Consider the following 25,491-nt stretch of genomic DNA (forward strand, 5'->3'; position numbering starts at 1 on the left):
AGCTCAATGCTTGGCCGCGGCCTGGTTGCGGAAGCGCACCAGCACGCGCTGGCCCAGGCGCAGGGTCGAGGGCTGGGTGAAGGCCAGCACGCAGGCCACGCTGCGGTCGTTGCCGGCGGGCGTGGCGTCGTCGTGCAACTGGGTCGGGCCGTAGGCCGGCGCCAGCCAACGCACCACCGCCTGGCCGAGCACGGTCTGGCGGCCGTCGTCGCTGATGACCTCGGCGGCCATGCCCGGGGTGACGCTGCCGGCATAGCTTTCGTTCAATTCGGCGCGGACCAGGCGCGGCGCGTCCGGCAGCAGGGTCAGCAGCGGCGCGTTGGCCTCGCTGCGCGCGCCGACCGCGGCCGACAGCTGCAGGACGCGGCCGGCGACCGGCGCCTGCAGCCGGTACTGCGCGCGCTGCAGTTCTGCCGCGCGCACCTGCGCGTCGGCCAGGGCCGCGTCGCTGCGCGCGGTGTCCAGCGCGTCGGCCAGGCTCTGTACCGCGTCGCTGGCATCGTCGGCGGTCTGCCCGTCGCCGGCGCCCAGGCGCGCGGCCTCGGCCAGCCGCCGCTGCTTCTGCTGCGCGCTTTGCAGGCGCTGCTGCAGTTGTTTCAGGTGGGTCGCCGCGGCCTGCGCGCGGGTACGGGCGATGTCCAGCTCGACCGCGGCGGCGCGGTCGTCGCCGGCGACCAGCACGGCGCCTTTCTGCACCGCGTCGCCCTCGTGCACCGGCACCTCGCGCAGGGTCGCGGCGACCGGCAGGCCGAGCTTGAGCACGCCGCCTTCCACATCGATGCGGCCGCGCGCCACCGCCAGGTAGGCCGGGGTGGCGGCCGGCGCCGGGGCCGGCGTGCGGTCCGAGGGCGCGCATGCGGCCAGCAGCAGGCTCAGCAGGGGCGCGGCGGCGAACGCTTTCATGGTGCGGGATTCCGTGAGGGCAGGGGCGAGGGCGGCGCGTTGACGCGGCGGTCGTCGAGGATGCGGCCGTCCTCCATCGACAGCACGCGGTCGGCATGGCGGATCAGGCGCGGGTCGTGGCTCACGCACAGCACCATGGTGTTGTGGCGGCGCGCGATGCGATGCAACAGGTCGATCACGATCTGGCCGTTGCCGGCGTCCAGCGCGCTGGTGGGTTCGTCGGCGAACAGCAGCGCAGGGTGCTTGGCCAGCGCGCGGGCGATCGCCACGCGCTGCTTCTCGCCGCCGGACAGTTCGGCCGGGCGCAGGTGCTGGCGGTGGGCGATGCCGACCTCGGCCAGCGCCTCCTCTGCACGGCTGCGCACTTCGGCCGGGGCCAGGCCCATGTACTGCAGCGGCAGCCGCACCTGGTCCAGCGCGCACAGCGCCGGGAACAGGTTGAAGCCCTGGAAGATGAAGCCGGTGTGGCGCAGGCGGAACTGCTCCAGCGCGGTGGCGCCGAGCGCGCCCAGTTCCTCGCCCAGCGCCAGCACCCGGCCGGCGTCGGCGCGCTGCAGGCCGCTGAGGATCGACAGCAGAGTGCTCTTGCCGCAGCCCGACGGGCCGGAGATCAGGGTCAGCTCGCCCGGCCACACCTGCAGTTCCACGTCGCGCAGCACCGGCGTGCGCAGGCTGCCGGAGACGAAGCTCTTGCACAGTCCGCTGCCGCTGAGGGTGGCGGCGGCCGGGTGCAGCGCGGCGGGGGCGACGATGCGGCTCATCGCAGCAGCAACGCCGGATCGGCGCGGCGCAGCCCGCGCAGCGCGGCCAGGGCCGAGACCACGGTCAGCAGCATCACCGCACACACGCACAGGCCCCAGCCGCTGGCGTTGAACGCCACCGGCACGTCGTGCGCGCGGGCCAGCGCGACCAGCGTCGCGCCCAGCGCACTGGCGCCGATCAGGCCCAGCGCACCGACCCAGGCGGCCTGTTCCAGCACCACCCAGCGCAGGTTGCGCATGCTCACGCCCAGCGCGTTGAGCGTGGCGTACTCGCGCGCGGCGCCGAGCACGGTGCCGAGCAGGGTCTGGCTGGTGATGGCCACGCCGACCAGCAGCACGATGCCGCCGAGGAACAGCACGCCGGAGCCGGCGCCGGTGTCGAACATCCAGAACAGGATGCTGCGCCGGGCGAAATCGTCGGCGCTCCAGGCTTCCACGCGCGGCCGCGTGACCGCGCTGTCGATCGCCTGCGCCACCGCCTGCGGGTCGGCGCCGGGGCGCAGCCTGGCCACCATGTAGGTCGGCCAGTCCGGATGCGCGGTGTCGCTGTTGAGCGCGCGCGCGGTGTCCAGCGAGGCGAGCACGTTGACCCCGCCCAGCGCGCGCAGGCCGCGGCCGACTCCGATCACCCGCACGCGATGACCATTGATGCGCGCGCTGCTGCCGACGCCGACGCCGAGCTTGTCCAGTTCCGCGCGGTCCACCACCACGGTGTCCGGTTCGCGCAGCGCCGCGCGCAGGGCGGGGCTGAGCAGACGGGAGAACATCAGCCCGCCGTCGCGGGTGTCGATGCCGGAGATGTAGACCGACACCGCGCCGGTGTCGCCGGGGCCGCGCCAGTCGCCGTCGAACCAGATGAACGGCTCGACCTGCGCCACCCGCGGGTCCAGGTACAGCGGCGCGGCCGCGTCCGGATCGATGGCGCGGCCCTGGTCCACGCTCTGCGTGCCGGGATAGCCCAGCCACAGGTCGGCATCGGAGCCGGACACATAGACGCTGGCGCTGCCGAAGATGCCCAGCACCAGCGCGGTCTGCAGCAGCAGCAACAGGCTGGCGAAGCCCACCGACACCACTACCGGCAGGAAGCGGCGCCACTCGTAGCGCAGGGTCTGGCGGGCCAGCGCGACCATCAGGGCTGCGCGCCTTCGTGGTTGCTGACGGCGCCGGTGCCGGGGATCGGCGCAGTGGCGCTGCCCAGTGCGGTGTGCAGGGCGACGTAGGCCAGGTCGCGCTGGCGCTGCGCTTCCAGCAGTTCCAGGGCGGCCTGGTCGCGCGCGGCCTGCTGCGTGGCCACGTCCAGGTCGCTGCCCAGGCCCAGCCGCCGGCGCTGCTGCGCGACCTCGCTGGCCTGCTGCTGTGCCTGCAGCACCTGCTGCTGGGTCTCGACGTTGCGCCGCTGCTGTTCCAGTGCGGTCAGCGCGTCCTCGACCTCGTTGACTGCCTCCAGCACGGTCTGGCGGTAGGCCAGGGTGGCCGCTTCCAGCAGGTCGCCGCGCGCCTTGGCCTTGGCATGGCGGATGCCCCAGTCGAACAGCGGAATGTCGATCACCGGGCCGAACGAGGCGATACCGTGGGTGGCGGTGCGGCGATGGCTCAGCAGGGTGGTCGACCAGCGGATCGAACCGCCCAGGCCGATGCTGCCGTACTGATCGGCGCGGGCCAGATCCAGCGCGCCGGCCGCGCTCAGCACCTCGGCTTCGCGCGTGGCGATGTCCGGGCGCCGGCGCAGCAGGTCGGCCGGGACGCTGTCGACCGCGGCGATCTGCAACGCCGTCGGCGCGGCGCTGGCCGCGGCCGTGCTCCATGCCGGGTCGGGCGTGTCGCGGCCCAGCAGCACCGCCAGGCGCCGCGCGGCTGCGGCGGCGGCATCGCGCGGCTCGTCCAGGGCGGTTTGCGCCTGCAGTGCGGCGGCCTGCGCCTGCGCCGCGGAAGCCGGCGTGGCCAGATGCAGGTCGACCAGCGTCGCCTGCAGGGTCGCCTGACGCTGGCGGGCGGCGACGACGTCCTGTTGCAGCCGCTCGGCCTGCTGCGCGTGGCGCAGGTCGATCCAGTTGCGGGTCACCTCGGCGATGGTCGCCGCGCGTACCTGCGCCAGGTCGGCCTGGGCATTGTCCAGATCGCCGCGGGCCATGCGCCGGGTCGCCTCGCCGCGGCCGAACAGCGGCAACTCCCATTCCGAGTCGAGCCCGACCACCAGGAACGAGGCGCTGGCGTCGGGGTCGATCGGGTCGAGGGTGCGCGCACGCAGCTGCGGGCGTTGCGATGCGCCGGCCACGGTATCCAGGCGCCGCGCCGCGCGCAGCTTGGCCAGTGCCTGGCCGACGTTGAGGTCGTCGCGCAGCGCCTGCGCGACCAGCGCGTCGAGCTGCGGATCGTGGAAGTCCTGCCACCAGGCCGTGCCGGGTGGGCGCGGGACCGCGGCCTGCGGCGTCGGGCTGCTCCATCGCGCGGGCAGCGACTGTTGCGGCAGGTCCGGCAACGGCGTGCTGGCGCAGCCGGCCAGGGCCAGTGCGGCGGCCAGCGCCAGCACGCTGGCCGGGCGGATCCGGCTCCGGCTCATGCCTGCGGCTCCGCGCCGGCCGGCAGGTCCAGCTCCGCACGCAGGCCCCCCAGCGCCGAGCGCCGGTAGCGCAGCGTGGCGTGGTGGCGGGCAGCGATGTTGGCGACGATCGCCAGGCCCAGGCCGGTGCCGCCTTCGGGCGCGTCCGGGGCGCGGAAGAAGCGCTCGCCCAGGCGCGGCAGCAGGGCCTCGTCGATGCCGCTGCCGGCGTCGTCCACGGCCAGGCGCACGGACAGCGGATCGCGCCGCAGGCTGACCGTGACCACACGGCCGGCGGCGTGGCGGAACGCGTTGTCCAGCAGGTTGTCGAGCAGTTCGCGCAACGCATAGGCGTCGGCGGCGACCCAGGCCGCAGCCGCGTCGTCGTCGCCGCCGTCGTAGCCCAGGTCCACGCCGGCGTGCAGGGCGTCGGGGATGCGCTCGGCCAACGCCTGCGGCAGCCATTGCGCCAGATCCAGCGGCAGCAGCGGGCGGATGCTCTCGCGCGGGGCCTGGGTGCGGGTCAGCGCCAGCAGCTGGGTGGAGGTGCGGGTGGCGCGGTCGGTCAGCTGGCGGATGTGCTGCAGCGCCTGCGCGGTGTCTTCCGGGCGCTGGCTGGCCTGGGCGCGCTGCACGTGCATGCTCAGCCCGGCCAGCGGCGTGCGCAGTTGGTGCGCGGCGTCGGCGAGGAAGCGTTCCTGCAGCGCCATCATGTGCTTGAGGCGGCCGAGCAGGCCGTCGATGGCCTGGGTCAGCGGCACGATCTCCACCGGGATGTCGGGGCCGGATACCGGGCTGAGGTCGCGCTGGCTGTCGTCGAGCCGCCGCACCGCCGGCTCCAGCATGCGCAGGCCGACCCGCACGCCATGCCAGACCAGTACCAGCAGCGAGCAGGTGAGCAGCAGTTCGGTCGGCAGCATCAGCACCAGGATCTCGCGGGCGCGGCGGTGACGGTCGTCCAGGGTCTCGGCCACCGACACGGTGAGCCAGTCGCCCGGCTCCAGCGCCGAAGGCAGCAACAGGCTGGCCACACGCACCGGCACGCCGTTGTCCATGCGGTCGTCGTACAGCATCACCCGGCCGACTTCGGCCGGATCCGGATGCGCCGGAATCGGCTGGGTGCTGCCGCTGATCACCCCATGGCGGCGGCTGTCGAGCTTGAAGAACACCCGGCCGTCGCTGCTGTACTCCAGCAGTTGCCGCGCCTGCAGGGTCAGCGGCATGCGCTCGCCGGGGTCGTTGACCGCATTCGCCAGGCCCTGCGTGTCCTCCTTCAGGTCCATGTCGTGGACGTGATTGGTGTACTTGAGCATCAGCAGGTAGAACAGTGCCGACACCACCAGCATCAGCAGCATGGTCGGAATCAGCAGGAACGCCAGCAGACGCTGGCGCAGGCTGGGGTGGCGGTATGCCGGCGACTGCGCGGCCGCGGTCGCGCTCACTGCGGCATCTGTGCGTGGTCGGCGGCCGGTGAGGCGGCGCGCGACTCCTCCAGCAGATAGCCCAGGCCGCGGATGGTGCGGATGCCGACGCCCGCGCCGTGCAGCTTGCGCCGCAGGCGGTGCATGGAGATGTCCAGGCCGTTGTCGGTGATTTCGTGCTGCCAGTCGCACAGCGCTTCGGTCAGCTGGCTGCGGCTGACCACGCGCCCGCTGCGCAGCAGCAGGGTCTCCAGCAGCGCGAACTCGCGCGCGGTCAGGTCCAGCGGCTGGTCCTGCAGCCACACCCGGCGCCCGGCCAGGTTGATGCGCAGCTGCCCCAGCACCAGTTCCGGCACGCCGCCGCTGCTGCTGCGACGCAGGAGCGCGCGGGTGCGGGCGAGGAACTCGGACAGTTCGAAGGGCTTGATCAGGTAGTCGTCGGCGCCCTGGTCGAGCGCGTGGATGCGGTCTTCCACGGCATCGCGCGCCGTCACCACCAGCACCGGGATCTCGTCGCGGCGCGCGCGCAGGCGCTGCAGCACCTGTAGCCCGTCACGGCGCGGCAGGCCCAGGTCCAGCACCAGCAGTTGATAGCTTTCGCTACCGAGCGCGCGCTCGGCGGCGGCACCGTCGCCGACATGGTCCACTACGTGGCCGCACTCGGCGAGCGAGTCGCGCAATGCAACGGCAATGGACGTATCGTCTTCGGCGACCAGGATGCGCATGATGCGAAATGCTTGCAACGGGGATGTGGGAAAACCGTCGTAATCGGCGGCGGCGAAGTCACTACGTTCACATACGTCGATGTAGCTTCGATGGAGTGTGTATCCAGATTCTGCGATGCGGTGATGACCATTATCATCCATGACATCGCTGCGCGCTCGCCGGTCCTGATCCGCCGGGTAGGAAAAATCCTATAGTCGGCCGCGGCATCCGCCGATCCTCACGCCTCCGGGGCCGCGGCATCATGAACGGGTCGGCAACGTCACCGCTCCCGCGCCAGGGAGACGGCTCGCACGGAATCGAACGGATCTCGATTCGCCGGCCACGTTTCGCTCCCGCAGGCGCCGACGGATCGGCGCAGCGCCACTGCGATCGGAATCAAAGGGAAGAAAACGCACGAGGCCCCGGCATGCCGGGGCCTCGTGCGTTCAACGTGCCGCTATCGAGAGTGAATCATGTCGGCATCTGCGCGGATGGGTCGGTCTGCACTGATGCTGTCAGCGTCAGACCGCGCGCCGCGTCCGCACGCAAACTTTCAGGCCGCAGTCCGCCCGCCTTTGCGAATCCCCAATCCCGACTCCCGAATCCCGGCCCCTCAGAGCGCCCAGTCCAGCCGCAACCCGGCCACCAAGGCATTGGGCAGGTCGCGGGTACGGGCCGGCTCGTTGAACTGGTCCGGGTGCACGATGTAGTGCAGGTTCGGGGCGATGCGCAGTTGCGGGGTCACCTGGATGCCGTAGCTCAGTTCCATCATGGTCTGGGACCGGTGCGGGGTGCCGCTGCCGCCGGCCGCGGCGCGGGCCAGGCGCAGGTCTTCCAGGGCGTCGTCGCTGTAGTGCTGCTGGGTGACGACGAAGGCGATGTTGTCCTGCGGACGGCTGGCGAAGGTGCCGCGCTGGACCAGGCCCAACTCCAGGAAATGGTCTTCGATCAACTGCCCGGAGGTGCCCTTGAGCACCGAGCCGAACAGCACCAGCCCGCGATTGCTGTCCGGATCGGGGCGGGTGACCTGCTGTTCGAAGCGGAAGAACGCGCCGGAGCGGCCGTTGCGGGTGGCATAGTCCAGTCCGCTCAGCCGCGCCGGATTGCCGTTGCGGTCGTTGAGCGGGTCGCGGTAGTCGGAGTTGTCCTGCCAGCCGCCCAGCTCGTACATCGCCGGCAGGCGCGCGCCGCTGGCCTGCGTGCTGTAGCCGATCGCATACGGCACGATCACGCCGGTGCGGTCGTTGGTGCTCCAGTTGAGGCCGTGCTGGCCGCGTTCGGCCTGGATCGGGTTGACCTCGTAGGCGCCGACGTGGACGTAGACGTTCGGGGTCACCCAGGCCTTGGCGTGCGCGGCCCAGCTGGACACCGGCCAGTAGGTGAAGTTGCTGGTGCGGAACACGAAGGTCGGGTTGCCGCAGGCCGAGTTGCCCTGGAAGTACCCGCACAGCTCCGAGCCCAGGAAGTGGATGTTGGCCACGCTGCGGCCGGCCTCCAGTTCCAGGCGGTCGTTGAACAGCTTCTGGTCGATGGTGAAATTGGCCAGGCGCGTGCCCTGGCCGCCGTAGATTTCCTGCACCGAGGTGCTGTTGCCGATGTTGCCGTTGGCCAGGTTGGTGCCGTGGCGGTTGATGCCGTAGACCTTCAGCGTGGCGCCGTTCCAGCCCATCAGCCGTTGCAGGTCCACGTCGGTGCCGAACATCAGCTGCCCGGCGTAGGCGCTGCCCTCATGCTTGCCGCCGTCCAGCGACACGGCGCCTTCGCCGGTGTAGGCGAGCTTGAGCTTGAAGGCGTCGCTGGCGTCCTGGGCATGGGCCAGCGGTGCGGCGAGCGCCAGCGCCAGGGTGGCCAGGGGCAGGGACGAGATGAGGGGACGGGACATGGCGGAACTCCTCAGCAGGGAAAGGCCGGCGCGCCGCCAGCGGCGACGGGGGGAGGGGCATCGCGTGGCGACGCGCCGGCGCATGGACGGGATCAGGCGAGAACCGGCTTCTTCAGCACCCGCAGCGCCACCGCGGTGACCACGGTGCCGGCGAGCAGCGCCACCAGGTACATGCCCAGGTGGCTGACCGCGTTGGGGATCGGCAGCACGAACACACCGCCGTGCGGCACCTTCAGCTCGGCGCCGGCGGCCATCGAGATGGCGCCGGCCAGCGCCGAGCCGAGCATCAGCGCGGGGATGGTGCGCAGCGGGTCGCGCGCGGCGTACGGGATCGCGCCTTCGGTGACGAAGGCCAGGCCGAGCACGCCGGTGGCGGCGCTGCTGCCGCGCTCGTCCTGGGTGAAGCGGCTGCGGAATACCCAGGTGGCCAGGGCGATGCCCAGCGGCGGGGTCATGCCGGCGACCATCGCCGCGGCCATCGGCGTGTACACCTGGCTGGCGATCAGGCCGGTGGAGAAGGCATAGGCGGCCTTGTTGACCGGTCCGCCCATGTCGAAGGCCATCATCGCGCCCAGCAGCAGGCCCAGCAGCACCGCGCTGCTGCCCTGCATGCCGCGCAGCCATTCGGTGAGCCAGGCCAGCAGTTCGGCCACCGGCTGACCGACCACGTAGAGCATGGCCAGGCCGACCAGCAGGGTGCCCAGCACCGGCAGGATCAGCACCGGCTTCAGGCCCTCTAGCGTGCGCGGCAGCTTGATCGCCCGGTTCAGCGCGGCCACGCCGTAGCCGGCGATGAACCCGGCGAGGATGCCGCCGATGAAGCCGGCGCCGAGGTTGGCCGCGACCATGCCGCCGATCATGCCGGGGGCGATGCCGGGGCGGTCGGCGATGGAGTAGGCGATGTAGCCGGCCAGGGCGGGCACCATCAGGGTGAAGCCGGCCTTGGCGCCGATCTGGAACAGCGACCAGGCCAGCGTGCCCTTGTGCGCGTCGTCGAAGGCGTAGATGCCGCCGAGCGCGAACGCCAGCGCGATCAGCAGGCCGCCGGCGGTGACGAAGGGCAGCATGAACGACACGCCGGTCATCAGGTGCTTGTAGGGGCCGGCGGAGAGGCCGCCCTGGGCCTTGGCCGGGGCGCTGCCGCCATTGCCGGCGGCGTGCACGCTGGCCTCGGCCAGGGCCTTGCGGATCAGTGCCGGGCCATCGTTGATCGCCGGCTTGGTGCCGCTCTTGAACAGGCGCTTGCCGCCGAAGCGGCCCAGATCGACCTCGCGGTCGGCGGCGATCAGCACCAGGTCGGCGGCGGTGATCTCCTCGGCGCTGAGCGCGTCCTGCGCGCCGACCGAGCCCTGGGTTTCCACCCGGATCTGGTGGCCCAGCGCCTTGGCCGCCTGCTGCAGGCCCTCGGCGGCCATGAAGGTGTGGGCGATGCCGGTGGGGCAGGAGGTGATGGCGACAATGCGCTTGCCGGCGCCCTCGGTGCCGCCGACAGCGGCCGCGCCGGCGGTGGCGGTGGCCGCGGTCAGCAGCGGCGCCAGCACCGCGCCGGCATCGGCCAGCACCGCGTCCAGGCTGCTGCGCTGCACGCTGCGGCCGGCGAAGCGGGCGGCATCGACGTCGCTGTCGCCGACCAGCAGCAGCGGCGCGGCGGCGGGGACGGCGGCCAGGTCCAGCGGCGCGATCACGCCCTGCGGCGTGCGCACCTCGGCCTGCAGCGTCGCGCCCCGCAGCGTGGCGGCATGGCGCAGCGCTTCGGCGGCGAGGACGGCTTCGGTACTGCGATCGCCGGCGGCGATCACCACGAGGATCGGATTCATGCGGGCTCCCGATGAGCGCAAGAGGACGCGGCGCACAGCAGCGACGCGGCGGAAGTCATGCCAGGGTCTCCACGCGGACCGCGGCGGCCAGCTCGGCCAGGCGCTCGCGCGGCAGGCGGCGGGCGACGCCGCTGCCCAGCGTGGCCACGGCGAAGGCGGTGGCCTGGCGCGCGCAGGTGGCCAGGTCGGCGTCGGCACGCAAGGCCGCGACCAGGCCGGCGACCATCGCATCGCCGGCGCCGACGCTGCTGCCGCCGGTCAGCTGCGGCGGCTGCGCCAGCAGCGCCTGCTCGCCGCGCACGAACAGCGCGCCATCGCTGCCCAGCGACACCACGACCAGGCCGATGCCGCGCGCCAGCAGCGCGCGCGCGGCGCCGAGCAGCTCGGCCGTGCTGGCCAGCGGCGCGCCGGCCCATTCCTCCAGCTCGTGGCGGTTGGGCTTGATCGCGAACGGCAGTTGTGCGCGCGGCGCATCCAGGGCGGCGTGCAGCGGCGCACCGCTGGTGTCCAGCAGCACCCGCGCGCCGGCGGCGGCGGCCTGCGCCTGCAGATGCCGCCAGGTGTCCTCGGCCAGGCCGGCCGGCAGGCTGCCGCAGAGCACCACCGGCAGGTCGGGGCGCAGCAGTTCGGCCAGGCGCGCGCCGACGGTATCGAGCTGGGCCTGGTCCAGGGCCAGGCCGGGCAGGTTGATATCGGTGGTGGCGCCGCTGTCGGCGGCGACCAGCTTGAGATTGCTGCGGGTGTCGCCGGGCACGCGCAGGCAGCGATCGTCGATGCCGCGGTCGGCGAACAGGGTTTCGAATACCGGCGCATTGCCGGCGCCGAGCACGCCGAGCGCGGCACAGCGCAGGCCGGCATCGGCCAGGCAGGCGGCGACGTTGATGCCCTTGCCGCCGGCGATGGCGTGGGCGCTGCGCGCACGGTGCACCTGGCCCGGTTGCAGCCGGTCGATCGCCACGGTCAGGTCGATCGCCGGATTCAGGGTGACGGTGACGGCATCGACGCTCATGCGCCGGCTCCGTCGAGCGCGCGCACCTCTGCCGCGCTTTCGCACTCCAGCGCGCGCTGCGCCAGCGCCTGCAGCGCATCCAGACGGCTGCCGCGCAGGCGCGCCTTCACCGCGGGGATGTCGTTGGGCGTCATCGACAGCTCGTGCACGCCCAGCCCGGCCAGCAGGGCCGCGCCGAACGCATCGCCGGCCAGGCCGCCGCACACGCCGACCCAGCGCCCGTGGCGCGCCGCGCCCTCGACGGTGGTGCGGATCAGGCGCAGCACCGCCGGGTGCAGGCTGTCGGCCTCGGCGGCCAGGTCCGGGTTCTGGCGGTCGATGGCCAGGGTGTACTGGGTCAGGTCGTTGGTGCCGATCGAGAAGAAGTCCGCGTGTTTCGCCAGCGCATCGGCCTGGATCGCCGCGGCCGGCACTTCGATCATGATGCCCAGCGGCACCTCCGGCGCCTGCAGTTCCGCGCGCAGGCGCTCGCATTCGGCGCGCAGCGTCAGCAGTTCCGCGGCCGAGGTGATCATCGGGAACATGATCGCCAGGCGCGCGCCGTCCTTGGCCGCGCGGTACAGCGCGCGCAGCTGCGGTTGCAGCAGGTCGGCGCGGCGCAGCAGCAGGCGCGCGCCACGCACGCCCAGGAACGGGTTGTCCTCGCGCGGCAGGTTCAGGTGCGCGACCTGCTTGTCGCCGCCGATGTCCAGCGCGCGCACGATCAGTGCGCGGCCGTCCAGCGCCTGCGCCATCGCGGTGTAGGTGGCGTACTGCTCGTCCTCGCTGGGCGTGCTGCCGCGCTCCAGGAACAGGAATTCGGTGCGCATCAGGCCCACGCTCTCGGCGCCCTGCGCGAGTGCGGCGGCGACCTGCTCGGGCAGGTTGACGTTGGCGCCGATCTCCAGGCGATGGCCGTCCTCGGTCTGCGCCGGCTGGTTGCGCTGCTCGGCCTCGCGCGCACGCAGTTGCTGCTGTTCCTCGATGTAGGCGCGGGCCGAGTCCAGGTCGGCTTCCGACGGCGCCAAGTACAGGCGGCCGCTGCTGCCGTCGACGATGACGCTGGCGCCATTCTCCAGGTCCAGCAGGTCGGCGCCGCCGGCGACCAGCGCCGGCAGGCCCAGGGTGCGCGAGAGGATCGCGGTGTGCGAGGTCGGCCCGCCGACCGCGGTGGCCAGGCCGAGCACGCGGCTGGTATCCAGATGTGCGGTGTCCGACGGCGACAGGTCGTGCGCGAGCAGGATGCACGGCGCGGCCGGCAACTGCTCCAGGCTGCCGCCGGCCAGGCTCGGATCCAGTTGCGCCAGCACCCGGCGGCCGACGTCGCGCAGGTCGCTGGCGCGTCCGGCCAGCACCGCATTGCCCAGCGCCGAGAGTTTGTTGGCCAGGCGCTCCACCGACTGCTGCCAGGACCAGGCGACGCCGTGTCCCTCGACCATGAGTTGGCAGGCCAGGGTGATCAGGTCGGTGTCGTTGAGCAGTTCGGCCTGGGCGCGGAAGATCGCCGCATCGCCGGCGCCGAGGCGGCGGCGGGTGTCGTCCTCGATGGCCTGCAGTTGCGCGCGGGTGCGCTGCAGGGCGTCGTGCAGCAGGGCGCCGCCGTCGCTCAGCGGCACGGGCGTGTCCGCCACCGCAACGTCATGGCCGGCCAGCTTGTGCACCACGCCGATCGCCAGGCCGGGGCTGGCGCCGATGCCGACGATGGCCGGCTGCGCCTGCGGCGGGGTCCAGCCGGCGACCGGCGCGGCGCGACGTTGCGCCGCGGCGTCGGCATCGGCCTGCTCCTGCGCGGTCAGGCCGTCGATCACGCTGCGCAGCCGTGCCAGCGCCGCGGCGGCGTCCTGGCCTTCGGCCGAAATGGTCACGGTGTCGCCGGCGTGCAGGCCCAGCTGCAGCAGCGACACCAGGTTCTTGGCGTCGCCGACCTGGTCGCCGGCGCGCACCTGGATGCGGGCCGCGAAGCCGCGCGCGGTTTCCACCCAGCGCGTGGCCGGGCGCGCGTGCAGCCCGGTGGGGTAGCGCACGGTCCAGTCGAAGCGCTCGGCCAGGTCGCTGGCCGGGGCGGCGGGCGCAGTGGCGGCCGCATCCTCGCTCAGCGCGGCGACGATCGCCTGCGGGTCGTCGCTGGCAAACAGCGCCTCCAGCTTGGGCGGATCCTGGATCAGCCGGGTCAGGCGCCGCAGCACGGTGATGTGGGTGTCGGACTGGGCGGCGATGGCGACCACCAGGTGCGTGGTCTGGCCCGGGTTCCACTCCACGCCGTCGCGCAGCTGCAGGACGGCGATGCCGTCGCGGCGCACCAGGTGGCGGTCCTCGCCGGTGCAGTGCGGGATCGCCACGCCATGCCCCAGGAAGGTGTTGGCCAGTGCTTCGCGGCGCAGCATGCTGGCCTCGTAGGCCGGCGGCACGCAGCCGGCGGCGACCAGCAACTGCGCCGCCTGGGCGATTGCGTCGGCCTTGTCGCGGGCCTGGACATCGACCCGGACCAGGTCGCTGGAAACCAGGGGAGAGGCGGGCGTCTGGGACACGCGGAATCCTTGAGGGTGGGCGGCAAGTGGGCGCAGTGTGGGAACGTTCCCAGTCTATCGTCAATGTGCAGTGCACAATTCTTTCGGAAAAGCCTGGTGCTACTATCTGGCGGCGCCACACGACAGGGGGTCGACATGGAAAAGAAGCGGGAACGTTGCCAGTGAGCGTCAGCATCCACGACGTGGCGCGCGTCGCCGGCGTCTCGACCTCGACCGTGTCGCGGGCACTGGGCCACGGCCCGGTCAGCGAGGAGGTGCGGGCGCGGGTGGAAGCGGCGGTGCGCGAGACTGGCTACCGCCCCAACCTGATGGCACGGCGGCTACGCTCGCAGCACTCCGGGGTGGTGGGGCTGATCGTCGCCGACATCCGTAATCCGTTCTTCACCGCGGCCATTCGCGCAGTAGAGGACGTGGCCTACCGCGCCGGCATGCGCGTAATCCTGTGCAATACCGACGAGGATCCGCAGCGCGAGGCGCTGTATCTGCAACTGATGCAGGAAGAGCGGGTCAGCGGGCTGATCTTCGCCCCCACCCGCACCACCCAGAGCCAACTGGGCAAGTTGACCTTCGATCATCCGGTGGTGCTGCTGGACCGCGCCGGCAAGAGCGGTACGCACGACAGCGTGGTGCTGGACAACGCCGCGGCGATGGCGGCGCTGGTCGATCACCTGGTCGGCCGCGGCGTGCGCCGCATCGGCGGCCTGTTCGGCAAGACCAGCAGCACTGCCGCCGAGCGTCGAGACGGCTATCTGGAGGCGATGCGCGGGCACGGCCTGACGCCGGACTACCGCGAGGTGGCACCGAGCGCGGAGGCGGCGATCGCCGAGGTCCAGGCCTGGCTGGCGCAGACGCCGCGACCGGACGCGCTGGTGGCCAGCAACAGCCTGCTGCTGATGGGCGCGCTGAAGGCCGCGCGCGCGGCCGGCCTGCGCATTCCGCAGGATCTGGCGCTGGCCGGCTTCGACAACGAAAGCTGGACCGACCTGGTCGAGCCCGGGATCACCGTGATCGAACAGCCGGTGGAAGAGATGGGACGCACCGCGATGTCGCTGCTGCTGGAGCGGATGAACGCGCCGACGCAGCCGACCCGCAAGGTGGTGCTCAGTGGCCGCTGCATCGTGCGCGGGTCGAGCCTGCGCTGATGGCGGCGGGGGTGTGAGGATGCGAGAGGAGTGCTGCTGCGGCAACGGTACGCTGCCGCAGCGGGGGTGGCCTGCTTACTCGCTGCCGTCCGGCCGCGGATAGTCGTGTTCGGGATCGGCGTGGTCGCGCTTGGGGTCGCTGTCGGGTTGGTCGCGATCCTTCCACTGCGCGTCGTCGTTGTGGATCTTGTCCGGCGTGTGGCTGCGTTGCTGGGAATCGTGGGCGTTGTCGCGGTTGGCGGGCGGGGACATGACGAACCTCCTGGATCAGGCGGGGGTGGGCGCCGGATCCGGATGGCGGTCGTGCTGCTCGGAGCCGTCCAGGCGTGCCCAGCAGGCGACGACCAGGGTTTCGGCATCGCTCCAGGCGATGCGCGGCCAGGGATGTTCGGCGTCGTAGCGCTGACGCAGGCGCTGCAATCGCACGTCGTTGGATTCGCGCGGCAACTGCAGGAACACATCGCAGGCCATCTTGATCAGGCGCGCATGTTCGCTGAACGACTGCGACCCCAGTTTGCCCGCCGCGTGCAGCGCCTTCCAATGCGCCAATTCGGCTTCGACATCCACGAGCAGGCTCGGAGCGTGACTCACGCGAGTTCTCCTTGAGTGAGAGGAAAGAGGGAGGCGGAGGGTGCCCCCCTGGCAGCCACCGCTCCATCACCCTAGGCCGCGGTGCGTAAAGGTGAGGTGGTGCTCATGTGGTGTGCATGACAAGACGCGCACCTGCGCGGCGACAAAGCGTGATCTCGGGCGCCGACTTTCACACGCAGCGTTGTGAAGAAGGCCGACGCGGCGTGTGAATGCGAGGCGCGCATCTGCGACCCTGGCGTTCCGCCGAGCAATCTGGTCCGCGCCGCTGCAGCGGCTTACCATGCACGAGGTCCGCGTCCGCGGGCACCCCGTTTCCCCCTCACGCGCCGACGGCCGCCGCCGCTGGTGCCCGCAAAGGACTGGCATGCCCGTTGCTCCCGTGCTCGACTCCGCGCCGCCGCGCATCGCCGTGATTGGCCTCGGTTATGTGGGCCTGCCGCTGGCGGTGGCGTTCGGCGCCCGCCACGACACGCTCGGCTACGACATCGATGCGCAGCGCGTGGCGCAACTGCGCGACGGGCACGACCAGACCCTGGAACTGGAGGCCGAGGAACTGCGCGCCGGCGTGCACCTGCGCTACAGCGACGACGCGGCGGCGCTGCGCGACCGCAACGTGTACATCGTCACCGTGCCGACCCCGATCGATGCGCACGAGCAGCCCGACCTGCAGCCGTTGCGCCAGGCCAGCGAGTTGCTGGCCGGCGTGCTCAAGCGCGGCGACCTGGTGATCTACGAGTCCACCGTCTACCCGGGCACCACCGAGGAAGTCTGCGTGCCGCTGCTGGAGCAGGGCTCGGGATTGCGCTGCGACGTCGACTTCCATTGCGGCTACAGCCCGGAGCGGGTCAATCCCGGTGACCGCCAGCGGCGCCTGGCCGACATCCGCAAGATCACCTCGGGCTCCAACCCCGCCGCGGCCGACGCGGTGGACGCGCTGTATGCCGGCATCATCGCCGCCGGCACCTGGCGCGCGCCGTCGATCCGCGTGGCCGAGGCGGCCAAGGTGGTGGAGAACATCCAGCGCGACGTCAACATCGCCCTGGTCAACGAACTCGCCCTCATCTTCGACCGCCTCGGCATCGATACCCAGGACGTGCTGGACGCGGCCGGCACCAAGTGGAACTTCCTGCCGTTCCGGCCCGGCCTGGTCGGCGGCCACTGCATCGGCGTGGATCCGTACTACCTGCTGCACAAGTCCGAGAGCGTGGGCTACCACCCGGACCTGATCCACACCGCGCGCCAGGTCAACAACCGGGTCGGCGCGCACGTCGCTGCGCGGGTGCAGGCGCTGCTGGCCGGCAAGGGCGTGGCGATGGCCGATGCGTCCGTGCTGGTGCTCGGCGTCACCTTCAAGGAGAACTGCCCGGACCTGCGCAACAGCCGCGCGCTGGAGCTGGTGCAGGCGCTGGCCGCGGCCGGCGCCCGCGTCGATGCCTGCGATCCCTGGGCCGACCCGCAGGCGGCGCAGGCGCATGGCGTGGACCTGCTGCCCGAGCCGGTGCCCGGCCGCTATGACGCGGTGGTGCTGGCGGTGGCGCACGCGGCCTACCGCGACCTGGACGCGGCGCAGATCCGTGCCCTCGGCACACCCGATCTGGTGGTCTACGACGTCAAGTCGGTGTGGCCGCGCGCGGCGGTGGACGACCGGCTGTAGCGCAGTTCTCGGGCGCGCGTACCGTCTGGTGTCACCGGTGCATTGGCATGCGCTGGCTGTACCTGCGCCAAGCGGCTCCGACGGCGGTTGCAACGCCATGGCCGCGACACCCTCTACACTCGCCGGCTTACGACGCCTGCGAGGACCGCAATGCACCGCTACCTAGCCTATATCGCCAGCTGCGTGCTGCTGGCGCTGTCCATCGCCCTGTGCGCGATCTGGCCGCTGTGGGGCTGGGGCGTGGCGGCCTTCGCGGTGCTGGCGGTGCTGGGCACCGTGGACCTGCTGCAGACCCGCAGCACCCTGCGCCGCAACTACCCGATCCTGGCGCATTTCCGCTACGGCCTGGAATCGGTCGGCCCGGAGATGCGCCAGTACTTCCTGCAGAGCGACATCGAGGAGGCGCCGTTCTCGCGACAGCAGCGCGCCCTGGTGTACCAGCGCGCCAAGAACGTGATGGACGTGGTGCCGTTCGGCACCCAGCGCAGCACCTACGCGCCGGACTACGAATGGATCAACCATTCGCTGGCCACCAGCGAGATCGCCGACCACGACTTCCGCGTCACCATCGGCGCCGGCTGCGCGCAGCCGTACGCAGCCAGCGTGTTCAACATCTCGGCGATGAGCTTCGGCGCGCTGTCGGCCAACGCCATCCGCGCGCTCAACGCCGGCGCGCGCCAGGGCGGCTTCTACCACGACACCGGCGAGGGCTCGATCTCGCCCTACCACCGCGAGTGCGGCGGCGACCTGGTGTGGGAGATCGGCTCGGGCTACTTCGGCTGCCGCGACGAGGAGGGGCGCTTCGACCCGCAGCGCTTCGTCGCCAACGCCACGCTGGAGCAGGTCAAGATGATCGAGATCAAGCTCTCGCAGGGCGCCAAGCCGGGCCACGGCGGCGTGCTGCCGGCGGCCAAGGTCAGTGCCGAGATCGCCGCCACCCGCGGCGTCGCCATGGGCCAGGATTGCGTCTCGCCGTCGCGGCATTCGGCGTTCTCCACGCCGCTGGAGCTGCTGCAGTTCGTGGCGCGGCTGCGCGAACTGTCCGGCGGCAAGCCCACCGGTTTCAAGCTGGCCATCGGCCACCCCTGGGAGTGGTTCGCCATCGCCAAGGCGATGCAGGAAAGCGGCCTGTACCCGGATTTCATCGTCGTCGACGGCGCCGAGGGCGGCACCGGCGCGGCGCCGGCGGAGTTCATCGACCATGTCGGCGTGCCGATGCACGAGGCCCTGCTGCTGGTGCACAACACCCTGGTCGGGCTGGATATCCGCGAGCGCATCAAGCTCGGCGCCGCCGGCAAGATCACCAGCGCCTTCGACATCGCGCGCACCCTGGCGCTGGGCGCGGACTGGTGCAACGCCGGGCGCGGCTTCATGTTCGCGCTGGGCTGCATCCAGTCGCTGAGCTGCCACAGCGACCGCTGCCCGACCGGCATCGCCACCCAGGACCGTCGCCGCTGGCAGCACCTGGACCCCACCGACAAGGCCACCCGGGTCGCGCACTACCACGCCAACACGCTCAAGGCCCTGCGCGAACTGCTCAGCGCCGCCGGGCTGACGCATCCGTCGCAACTGGGGCCGGAGCACATCCTGCGCCGCATCTCGCAGGTGGAGATCCGCTCGCTGGCCTCGCTGTACCGCTACCTGGAGCCGGGCGAACTGCTGCGCACCGTGCCCGACCATGCGGTCTTCCACGATTACTGGGGCGACGCGCGCAGCGATTCGTTCCAGCCGCCGGAGCGGATCCGGCGCCTGCGCGACAGCAAGTCGCAATGAGCGGGGCGCCGTCGGCGCGGTTGCGGCCGGCGCCTGCTGCAGGCGCTGGAGCAGCGCCTGGCGCCGTGTCCGCGCATCCATCTCGCCGCGGCGCTGAATGCGGTGGCGTTCTACCTTGCGCAGGGCTATGCCGTGGTAAGCGAGGGAAGCTACCCGCATCCCAGCGGGATCGTCCTCGATTGCGTGTTCATGGAGAAGCGCGCCGCGCCGGCGGTGCCGTGAGGTAGGCATCCCACAACCGGTGCGTTGTGACGGCGGCGGGGCGGGGCGTTCGCTTTTTTGCATCGCCGAATCGGTCACGCATGCTCGCCATCGCTGCCGCCGCCCGTTATCGTGCCGGTTCCTTCTCAGCGTGCCGCGCATGAATCAGCCCTCGGTCCCCGACGTCGTTCCCGCGCCGCTGCCCGTCGACGAAGCCGAGCGCCTGCGCGCGCTGGCCGAGCTGGGGATGCTGGACACTGCACCGGAACCGGCGTTCGACGACCTGATCTGGCTGACCAGCCAGTTGTGCGAGGTGCCGATCGCGCTGATTTCGCTGATCGACGAGCGCCGGCAATGGCTCAAGGCCAGTTGCGGCCTGCCTGCCGGCACCACCGGGTATCCGCGCGAGATGGCGTTCTGCACCTATGCCTTGCTGGAGCCGCAGTTGCTGGAGGTGCCGGACGCCACGCTGGATCCGCGTTTCGCCGGCAACCCGCTGGTGTGCGGCGCGCCACACCTGCGTTTCTACGCTGGCATGCCGCTGATCGGCGACCAGGGCTATAGCTACGGCACCCTGTGCGTGATCGACATCCGTCCGCGGCAGTTGGACGCACGCCAGCGCGAAGGTCTGCAGCGCCTGGCCAGGCAGGTCACCGCGCATCTGGAGGCGCGCCGCGATGCGCGCATCGCCCACGACCAGGCCAAGACGCTGAGCCTGCTGCTGGAAACGATGCCCGATGGCGTGGTGTCGTGCCAGGCCGACGGCACGCTGGGCGAGTTCAACCAGGTGGCGCGGCAGTGGCACGGTGCCGATCCGCGCGCCTTGCCGCCCGAGCAGTGGGCGAAGTACTTCGACCTGTTCGACGCCAGCGGCCAGCGGCTGCTGACCAGTGACGAGGTGCCGCTGGTCCGTGCCTGGCGCGGCGAATCGGTGCGCGATGCGGAGATCGTGATCGCCGCCAAGGGGCAGGCGCCGCGCAGCGTGCTGTGCAATGCGGAACGGCTGGACGGCGGCGATGGGCGCAGCCTGGGCGCGGTGTGCGTGATGCGCGACGTCAGCGTCGAACGCGCGGCGTCGCATGCGGCGCTGCTGGCCGGGCAGCGTTTCTCCGGCGCGTTCTCGGCGGCCGCGCACGGCATGGCGCTGGTGTCGCTGGAAGGGCACTGGCTGGACGTCAACGACGCCTTGTGCGCGATGCTCGGCTACAGCCGCGAGGAACTGCTGGAGTTGCGTTTCCAGGATCTGACCCATCCCGAAGATCTGGCCGAGGACATGGAACAGGTGGCCGCGTTGATCGCCGGCCGCCGCAGCGACTACCGCAGCGAAAAGCGTTATCGCCATCGCGACGGCCACACCGTGCGTGCGCGCCTGTCGGTATCGCTGGTGCGCGACGAACAGCAGCGTCCGCTGCACTTCGTCACCCATATCCAGGACATCACCGAGCAGCACCTGGCCGAACACCGCCTGCGCGACAGCGAAGCGCAGCTACGCACCATCGCCGACAACGCGCCGGCGCTGATCGCCTACCTCGACCACGACCTGTGCTACCAGTTCGTCAACCGGCCGTATGCGGCGTGGTTCGGGCTGGCGCCGGAGCGCATCGTCGGCCGCCGCCTGCACGAGGTGCTGGATCCGCAGCAACTGGCCCTGCTGCAACCCCACCTGCCGGCGGCGCTGCAGGGCGTGCCGGCGCAGTTCGACGCCGAGCTGTGCGATGCCACCGATGCGTTGCGGATCATGCATTTCAGCCTGATTCCAGACGTGGCCTTGGCGCCGCAGCGGATCGGCCTGCATCTGATGATCAGCGACATCACCGGGCAGACCCGGTTGGCGCGGCTGCTGGAAGAGCGCGCGCTGCGCGACGAACTGACCGGGCTGCCGAACCGCATGGCCTGGAACCAGACCCTGCGGCGGCGCATGAACGAGCGCCGTGGCCAAGGCCAGGTGGCGGTGATGTTCCTGGATCTGAACGACTTCAAGAGCGTCAACGACCGTTTCGGCCACCACGTCGGCGATGCGCTGCTGGTGCACTTCGCGCGGCTGCTGCAACGTTGCCTGCGCGGGCAGGACAGCATCGCGCGGTTGGGCGGCGACGAGTTCGTGGTGCTGCTGGAAGGCCTGGCCGACGCCAGGCGCGAAGTGCTGGCGGCCGCGGCGCGGATCATGGAGGCATGCGCGGACGGCTGCGAGGTCAGTGGTCGGCACCTGCCCTTGCAGCCGAGCATCGGCATCGCCGTGCAGGCCGGGCCCGGTTTCGATCCGGTGCTGCTCACCCAGCGCGCCGACGAGGCCATGTACGTGGCCAAGCGCGATCCGCAGGCGCGGGTGCAGATCGCGGTGCTCTGAGCGCCGCGTGCCGCGTGCGCCGGAGGTCAGTGCGCGGCTTGACGCTGCAGCCAGGCCACCGCGCCGCGCCCGGCGCGCACGCCGCTGGCGAAGCACGCGGTGAGCAGGTAGCCGCCGGTCGGCGCTTCCCAGTCGAGCATTTCGCCGGCACAGAAGGTGCCGGGCAGCGCCCGCAGCATCAACTGCGCATCCAACGCTTCCAGACGCACGCCGCCGGCGCTGCTGATCGCCTCGGCCAGTGGGCGCGGGCGCAGCAGGGTCAGCGGCAGGCGCTTGAGCGTGGCCGCGGCCAGCGCCGGATCCTGGCCGGCCTGCTTGCCCAGGATCTCGAACAGCAGCGCCGCCTTGACCCCGTCGATGCCGGCCTGGCGGCGCAGGTGTTCGCCGAAGCTGCGGCCGCCGCGTGGCTTGCCCAGTTCGGCCTGCAGCCGCGGCAGGTCGCGGCCCGGTGCCAGGTCCAGCCACAGCGTGGCCGGGCCGTGTGCGGCGATGGAATCGCGCAGATCCGCGGCCACCGCATAGATCAGGCTGCCTTCGATGCCGTGCTCGCCAACCACGCACTCGCCCTGCAGCGACTGTGCCTGGCCCTGCGCATCGTGCCAGTGCGCGACCACCGGCTTCAGCGGGGCTCCCGCGTGGCGTTCGCGGAAATAGGCGCTCCAGTCCACGTCGAAGCCGCAGTTGGCCGGCTGCAGCGGCGCGACCTCCACACCGCGCGTGCGCAGCGTGTCCTGCCAGGCGCCGTCGGAACCGAGTTGCGGCCAGCTGCCGCCACCGAGCGCCAGCACGCAGGCATCGGCCTGCATGCGCTGCTCGCCGTCGGCACCGGCGAAACGCAGCGCGCCGTCCGCGTCCCAGCCCAGCCAGCGCTGCTGCACGTGGAAGCGCACGCCTGCGTCCTTCAGCCGCCGCACCCAGCCGCGCAGCAGCGGTGCGGCCTTGCGGTCCAGCGGGAACACCCGGCCGGAGCTGCCCACGTAGGTCTCCACGCCCTGCGCCTGCGCCCAGGCGCGCAGCGCGTCGGCATCGAAGTCGGCCAGCCACTCGCCGACCGCCGTCGCGCGCTCGCGATAGCGCGCGACGAAGCGCTCGAACGGATCGGAGTGGGTCAGGTTGAGGCCGCCCTTGCCGGCGATCAGGAACTTGCGTCCCACCGAGCCCTTGGCCTCGTACACGTCGACCTCGGCGCCGGCGGCGCGCGCGGTCTCGGCGGCGATCAGCCCCGCCGGACCGCCGCCGACGATGGCGAGACGGCCGCGCACCGGCGCGGCGTGCTTGCTGGCGGGCATCGGCGCAGTCGACTCAACGCGGCTGGACATCGAGCAGTTCGACCTCGAACACCAGCGAGGCGCCCGGCGGTATCACCCCGCCGGCGCCGCTGGCGCCGTAGCCGTAGTCCGACGGCAGCATCAGCAGGCGCTTGCCGCCCACGCGCATGCCGGCCACGCCCTCGTCCCAGCCGCGGATCACCTGGCCGCCGCCCAGCACGAAGCTGAAGGGCTGGCCGTGGTCGGCGGAGGCGTCGAACTTCTCGCCGCGCTTGTCCTTGGCGTGCTCGTCGTACAGCCAGCCGGTGTAGTGCACGGTAACGCGGCTGCCGGGGCGGGCCTCGGCGCCGTCGCCGACGCGCTCGTCGGTGGCCTGGAACGCGGCGATGCTGCCGCCGGGCGGCGGACCCGGCGGGGTGCAGCCAATCAGCAGCCACGCCGGCAACGACAGGCTCAACAGCAGCAGGATTCGGCGCATGCGGGACGTCCACGGCGGGCAGGGCGTGCAAGGGTAGCGCATCGCCGCAGCGGCTATCATGCGGTGCATGGCCAAACTGCTGCTCAATCTGCGTCACGTGCCCGACGACGAACGCGCCGAGGTCTGCGCGCTGCTCGACGCCGCCGGCATCGGCTACTACGAAACCCGCGCCGGCACCTTCGGCATCTCCGCCGGTGGCATCTGGTTGCGCGAGGACGCCGAGCAGGCGCGGGCCAAGACGCTGCTGGCCGAGTACCAGGCCCAGCGCGGCGAACGCGCCCGCGCCGAGCGTGCCGCGGCGCTGCGCGACGGCAGCGCGGAGACCTTCGCCAGCCTGCTGCGGCGGCGCCCGCTGTTCGTGCTGGCGACGCTGCTGGGCATGCTGCTGGTCGCTTCGCTGGTGCTGCTGCCGTTCCTGCTGCTGCGCGGCTAGCGGCGACGCTGGCGCTTGGGGGCATGCCTCGACGCGCTTCGCCGAAGCGCCGGTGCGCGGGAGGCGCGGACCGTGCTGCTGCAGCGGTCGTGCGTCGCAGGCTCTAAAATGCGCCGATGATCGCCAACACCGCCGCCTACCACTTCGTCGCCATCGCCGACCCCGACGCGCTCGCCGCGCAATTGCACGCCTGGGCGCAGGACGGCGACCTGCGCGGCACGGTGCTGGTGGCGGGCGAGGGCATCAACCTGTTCCTGGCCGGCACGCCGGCGGCGATCGACGGCTTCTACGCGCAGCTGCGCGCCGACCCGCGCTTCGCCGATCTGCGCGTCAAGACCAGCCCCAGTGCGCAGCAGCCGTTCGCGCGGCTGAAGGTCAAGGTCAAGCCGGAGATCATCAGCTTCCGCCGCGACGCCGCCTCGCCGCTGGAGGCCGAGCGCGCGCCGGCGGTGGCGCCGGCCACGCTGCAACGCTGGTTGCGCCAGGGCCACGACGATGCCGGCCGGCGCGTGGTGCTGCTGGATACGCGCAATGCGCAGGAAGTGGCCTACGGCACCTTCGCCGGCGCGCTGACCCTGCCGATCGTCAAGTTCACCGAGCTGCCGGAAGCGCTGGCCCCGCATCGCGCTGCGCTGGCCGACGCCACCGTGGTCAGCTTCTGCACCGGTGGCATCCGCTGCGAGAAGGCCGCGCTGTGGATGCGCGCCGACGGCATGGACAACGTGCTGCAGCTGGACGGCGGTATTCTCGGCTACTTCGAAGAAGTGGGGGGCGAAGGCTACGACGGCCGCTGCTTCGTCTTCGACGAGCGCGTGGCGCTGGATCCGCAGTTGCGGCCGATGGTGGGTGGCTGATTGCCGCGGGATTGGGGAGTCGAAATTGGGGATTGGCAAAGGCGGGTTGCTGCCAGCTATGCACGTGGCCCGTCAGGTAAGGCAACACCCGCTTTAACGAATCCCCAATCCCGACTCCCCAATCCCCACGCCCTCAGGCGTACTGCATCTTGCGCGTCATCCCGCCATCGACCACGAATTCCTGGCCGGTGATGAAGCCGGCCTGCGCCGACAGCAGATAGACCGCCAGCGCGCCGATGTCCGGTGGCGTACCGACACGACCTACCGGATGCTGTGCATGGTCCTGTCGCGACAGCTTGGGCGTGCGTCGCGCGTTCGGCTTGCGCCAGGCGTCGGTGGCGATCCAGCCGGGGCTGATGCAGTTGACCCGCACCGCCGGCCCGGCGCTGATCGCCAGCGCATGGGTGAAGGCCACCAGTCCGCCCTTGGACGCGGCGTACGCCTCGGTGTCCGGTTCGGACTGCTGCGCGCGGGTGGAGGCGATGTTGACGATGGCGCCGCCGCCGCGGCTGTCGCGCAACGCCGGCAGGGCATGTTTGCTGCACAGGAACGCACCGCCCAGGCTCGCCCCCAGCCGCCGGTTCCATTCGCGCAGCGACAATTGCGCCAGCGGGCCGGTATGTGGATCGGCGATGCCGGCGTTGTTGACCAGTCCATCGATGCGGCCGAACCGGGTCAGCGCGGCATCGACGAAGCGGCGCACGCTCGCTTCGGCGGCAACGTCGACGCGACGGAACAGCAGGCGTTCGCCGACGTCCAGCTCGGCCACGCAGGCACGCCCGGCATCGGCATCGAGATCGCCGAACACGACGTTGCCGCCAGCGCCCAGCACTGCCTGCACCACGCCGCGGCCGATGCCCTGCGCGCCGCCGGTGACCAGCACCACACGGTCGCGTAAGGGCAGGGCTGGGACGGGGGCGGGCGATGGAATCAGCGGCATGGCGGCGACCAGGAGAAAGCAGGGGGCGCCAGCGTAGCCGGCGCACCGTGCAACCGGCGTGGTAGCGCCGTAGTGCAGCTCGCCAAAGCCCCTCTCCCCTCGGGAGAGGGGTTGGGGTGAGGGTACGGCGCGCAGCGCTCGCGGGGGTTTGGCGACACGAGGCTTCGCCCGTACCCTCATCCGCCCCTTCGGGGCACCTTCTCCCGGCGGGAGAAGGGAGAAGCCAAAGCCCCTCTCCCACCGGGACGCGGGCTTGGCGGGGGGTT

21 protein-coding genes and 1 pseudogene are annotated in these 25,491 nt (G+C 71.7%); 7 read left to right on the forward strand and 15 right to left on the reverse strand.

Features of this window, described 5'->3' with window-relative positions; genetic code table 11:
• Nucleotides 1–3: 3 nt before the first annotated feature.
• The 10 genes from CEK65_RS06135 to ptsP form a co-directional block, all read right to left on the reverse strand.
• Nucleotides 4–903: an HlyD family efflux transporter periplasmic adaptor subunit gene (locus CEK65_RS06135; RefSeq protein WP_152181108.1), complete on the reverse strand. Its 900-nt coding sequence runs from the start codon at nt 901–903 to the stop codon at nt 4–6.
• Nucleotides 900–1,664, reverse strand: coding sequence for an ABC transporter ATP-binding protein (locus CEK65_RS06140; protein WP_017910965.1), 765 nt, complete (start codon nt 1,662–1,664; stop codon nt 900–902). Before CEK65_RS06140 ends, CEK65_RS06135 begins: the two co-directional genes overlap by 4 nt.
• The gene (locus CEK65_RS06145) at nt 1,661–2,794 is read right to left on the reverse strand and encodes an ABC transporter permease (protein WP_150408943.1); all 1,134 of its coding nucleotides are present in this window, start codon (nt 2,792–2,794) and stop codon (nt 1,661–1,663) included. Before CEK65_RS06145 ends, CEK65_RS06140 begins: the two co-directional genes overlap by 4 nt.
• On the reverse strand, nt 2,794–4,224 hold the full coding sequence (locus CEK65_RS06150) for an efflux transporter outer membrane subunit (RefSeq protein WP_152181109.1): 1,431 nt from the start codon (nt 4,222–4,224) through the stop codon (nt 2,794–2,796). The genes CEK65_RS06145 and CEK65_RS06150 overlap by 1 nt, the downstream gene beginning before the upstream one ends.
• Nucleotides 4,221–5,645, reverse strand: a complete 1,425-nt coding sequence (locus tag CEK65_RS06155) for a sensor histidine kinase (protein ID WP_152181110.1) — start codon at nt 5,643–5,645, stop codon at nt 4,221–4,223. The genes CEK65_RS06150 and CEK65_RS06155 overlap by 4 nt, the downstream gene beginning before the upstream one ends.
• Nucleotides 5,642–6,349 (reverse strand): response regulator transcription factor, encoded by a 708-nt coding sequence (locus CEK65_RS06160; protein ID WP_017908858.1) that lies wholly within the window; start codon nt 6,347–6,349, stop codon nt 5,642–5,644. The genes CEK65_RS06155 and CEK65_RS06160 overlap by 4 nt, the downstream gene beginning before the upstream one ends.
• Before the next feature lie 593 nt (nt 6,350–6,942).
• Nucleotides 6,943–8,211 carry a carbohydrate porin gene (locus CEK65_RS06165; protein WP_152181111.1) on the reverse strand — a complete coding sequence of 423 codons (1,269 nt, stop codon included), beginning with the start codon at nt 8,209–8,211 and terminating at the stop codon, nt 6,943–6,945.
• Between the two features lie 92 nt (nt 8,212–8,303).
• Entirely contained in the window at nt 8,304–10,028 is a 1,725-nt protein-coding gene (locus tag CEK65_RS06170) for a fructose-specific PTS transporter subunit EIIC (RefSeq protein ID WP_152181112.1), read from the reverse strand.
• Nucleotides 10,029–10,083: 55 nt separating this feature from the next.
• Nucleotides 10,084–11,037, reverse strand: coding sequence for a 1-phosphofructokinase (pfkB, locus tag CEK65_RS06175; protein ID WP_152181113.1), 954 nt, complete (start codon nt 11,035–11,037; stop codon nt 10,084–10,086).
• On the reverse strand, nt 11,034–13,544 hold the full coding sequence (gene ptsP, locus CEK65_RS06180; RefSeq protein ID WP_152181114.1) for a phosphoenolpyruvate--protein phosphotransferase: 2,511 nt from the start codon (nt 13,542–13,544) through the stop codon (nt 11,034–11,036). Before ptsP ends, pfkB begins: the two co-directional genes overlap by 4 nt.
• Nucleotides 13,545–13,705: 161 nt before the next feature.
• Between ptsP and CEK65_RS06185 the strand changes: the two genes are divergently transcribed.
• Entirely contained in the window at nt 13,706–14,686 is a 981-nt protein-coding gene (locus tag CEK65_RS06185) for a LacI family DNA-binding transcriptional regulator (protein WP_017912608.1), read from the forward strand.
• A gap of 75 nt (nt 14,687–14,761) precedes the next feature.
• On the opposite strand, the gene CEK65_RS20935 is transcribed toward CEK65_RS06185, so the two are convergent.
• A complete protein-coding gene (locus tag CEK65_RS20935; RefSeq protein ID WP_010341034.1) occupies nt 14,762–14,938 on the reverse strand; it encodes a hypothetical protein in 177 nt (58 codons plus the stop codon).
• A gap of 15 nt (nt 14,939–14,953) precedes the next feature.
• Nucleotides 14,954–15,277, reverse strand: coding sequence for a hypothetical protein (locus tag CEK65_RS06190; RefSeq protein WP_017911090.1), 324 nt, complete (start codon nt 15,275–15,277; stop codon nt 14,954–14,956).
• Between the two features lie 364 nt (nt 15,278–15,641).
• On the opposite strand from CEK65_RS06190, the gene CEK65_RS06195 reads away from it, so the two are divergent.
• The 4 genes and pseudogenes from CEK65_RS06195 (at nt 15,642) to CEK65_RS06210 (ending at nt 21,252) form a co-directional block, all read left to right on the forward strand.
• Nucleotides 15,642–16,931: a nucleotide sugar dehydrogenase gene (locus CEK65_RS06195; protein ID WP_039729525.1), complete on the forward strand. Its 1,290-nt coding sequence runs from the start codon at nt 15,642–15,644 to the stop codon at nt 16,929–16,931.
• A 150-nt stretch (nt 16,932–17,081) separates the two neighbouring features.
• On the forward strand, nt 17,082–18,704 hold the full coding sequence (locus CEK65_RS06200; RefSeq protein WP_152181115.1) for an FMN-binding glutamate synthase family protein: 1,623 nt from the start codon (nt 17,082–17,084) through the stop codon (nt 18,702–18,704).
• Nucleotides 18,705–18,725: 21 nt separating this feature from the next.
• Nucleotides 18,726–18,926, forward strand: a pseudogene (locus CEK65_RS06205) (GNAT family N-acetyltransferase); the annotation flags it as partial.
• A 139-nt stretch (nt 18,927–19,065) separates the two neighbouring features.
• Nucleotides 19,066–21,252 (forward strand): diguanylate cyclase, encoded by a 2,187-nt coding sequence (locus CEK65_RS06210; protein ID WP_152181116.1) that lies wholly within the window; start codon nt 19,066–19,068, stop codon nt 21,250–21,252.
• A 26-nt stretch (nt 21,253–21,278) separates the two neighbouring features.
• Here the strand turns inward: CEK65_RS06210 and CEK65_RS06215 are convergent, their stop codons facing one another.
• Both CEK65_RS06215 and CEK65_RS06220 read right to left on the reverse strand, forming a co-directional pair.
• Nucleotides 21,279–22,541, reverse strand: coding sequence for a TIGR03862 family flavoprotein (locus tag CEK65_RS06215; protein WP_152181126.1), 1,263 nt, complete (start codon nt 22,539–22,541; stop codon nt 21,279–21,281).
• 13 nt (nt 22,542–22,554) lie between these two features.
• On the reverse strand, nt 22,555–22,998 hold the full coding sequence (locus CEK65_RS06220; protein ID WP_152181117.1) for an FKBP-type peptidyl-prolyl cis-trans isomerase: 444 nt from the start codon (nt 22,996–22,998) through the stop codon (nt 22,555–22,557).
• Nucleotides 22,999–23,065: 67 nt separating this feature from the next.
• Between CEK65_RS06220 and CEK65_RS06225 the strand changes: the two genes are divergently transcribed.
• On the forward strand, nt 23,066–23,431 hold the full coding sequence (locus CEK65_RS06225; RefSeq protein WP_150408955.1) for a DUF6164 family protein: 366 nt from the start codon (nt 23,066–23,068) through the stop codon (nt 23,429–23,431).
• Between the two features lie 116 nt (nt 23,432–23,547).
• The gene (locus CEK65_RS06230; protein WP_152181118.1) at nt 23,548–24,285 is read left to right on the forward strand and encodes a sulfurtransferase; all 738 of its coding nucleotides are present in this window, start codon (nt 23,548–23,550) and stop codon (nt 24,283–24,285) included.
• 133 nt (nt 24,286–24,418) lie between these two features.
• On the opposite strand, the gene CEK65_RS06235 is transcribed toward CEK65_RS06230, so the two are convergent.
• Nucleotides 24,419–25,225 (reverse strand): glucose 1-dehydrogenase, encoded by an 807-nt coding sequence (locus tag CEK65_RS06235; protein ID WP_152181119.1) that lies wholly within the window; start codon nt 25,223–25,225, stop codon nt 24,419–24,421.
• Between the last annotated feature and the right edge of the window lie 266 nt (nt 25,226–25,491).

The sequence above is a fragment of the Xanthomonas sp. LMG 12459 genome, assembly GCF_009192905.1.
GTDB classification, from domain to species: Bacteria; Pseudomonadota; Gammaproteobacteria; order Xanthomonadales; family Xanthomonadaceae; genus Xanthomonas_A; species Xanthomonas_A sontii.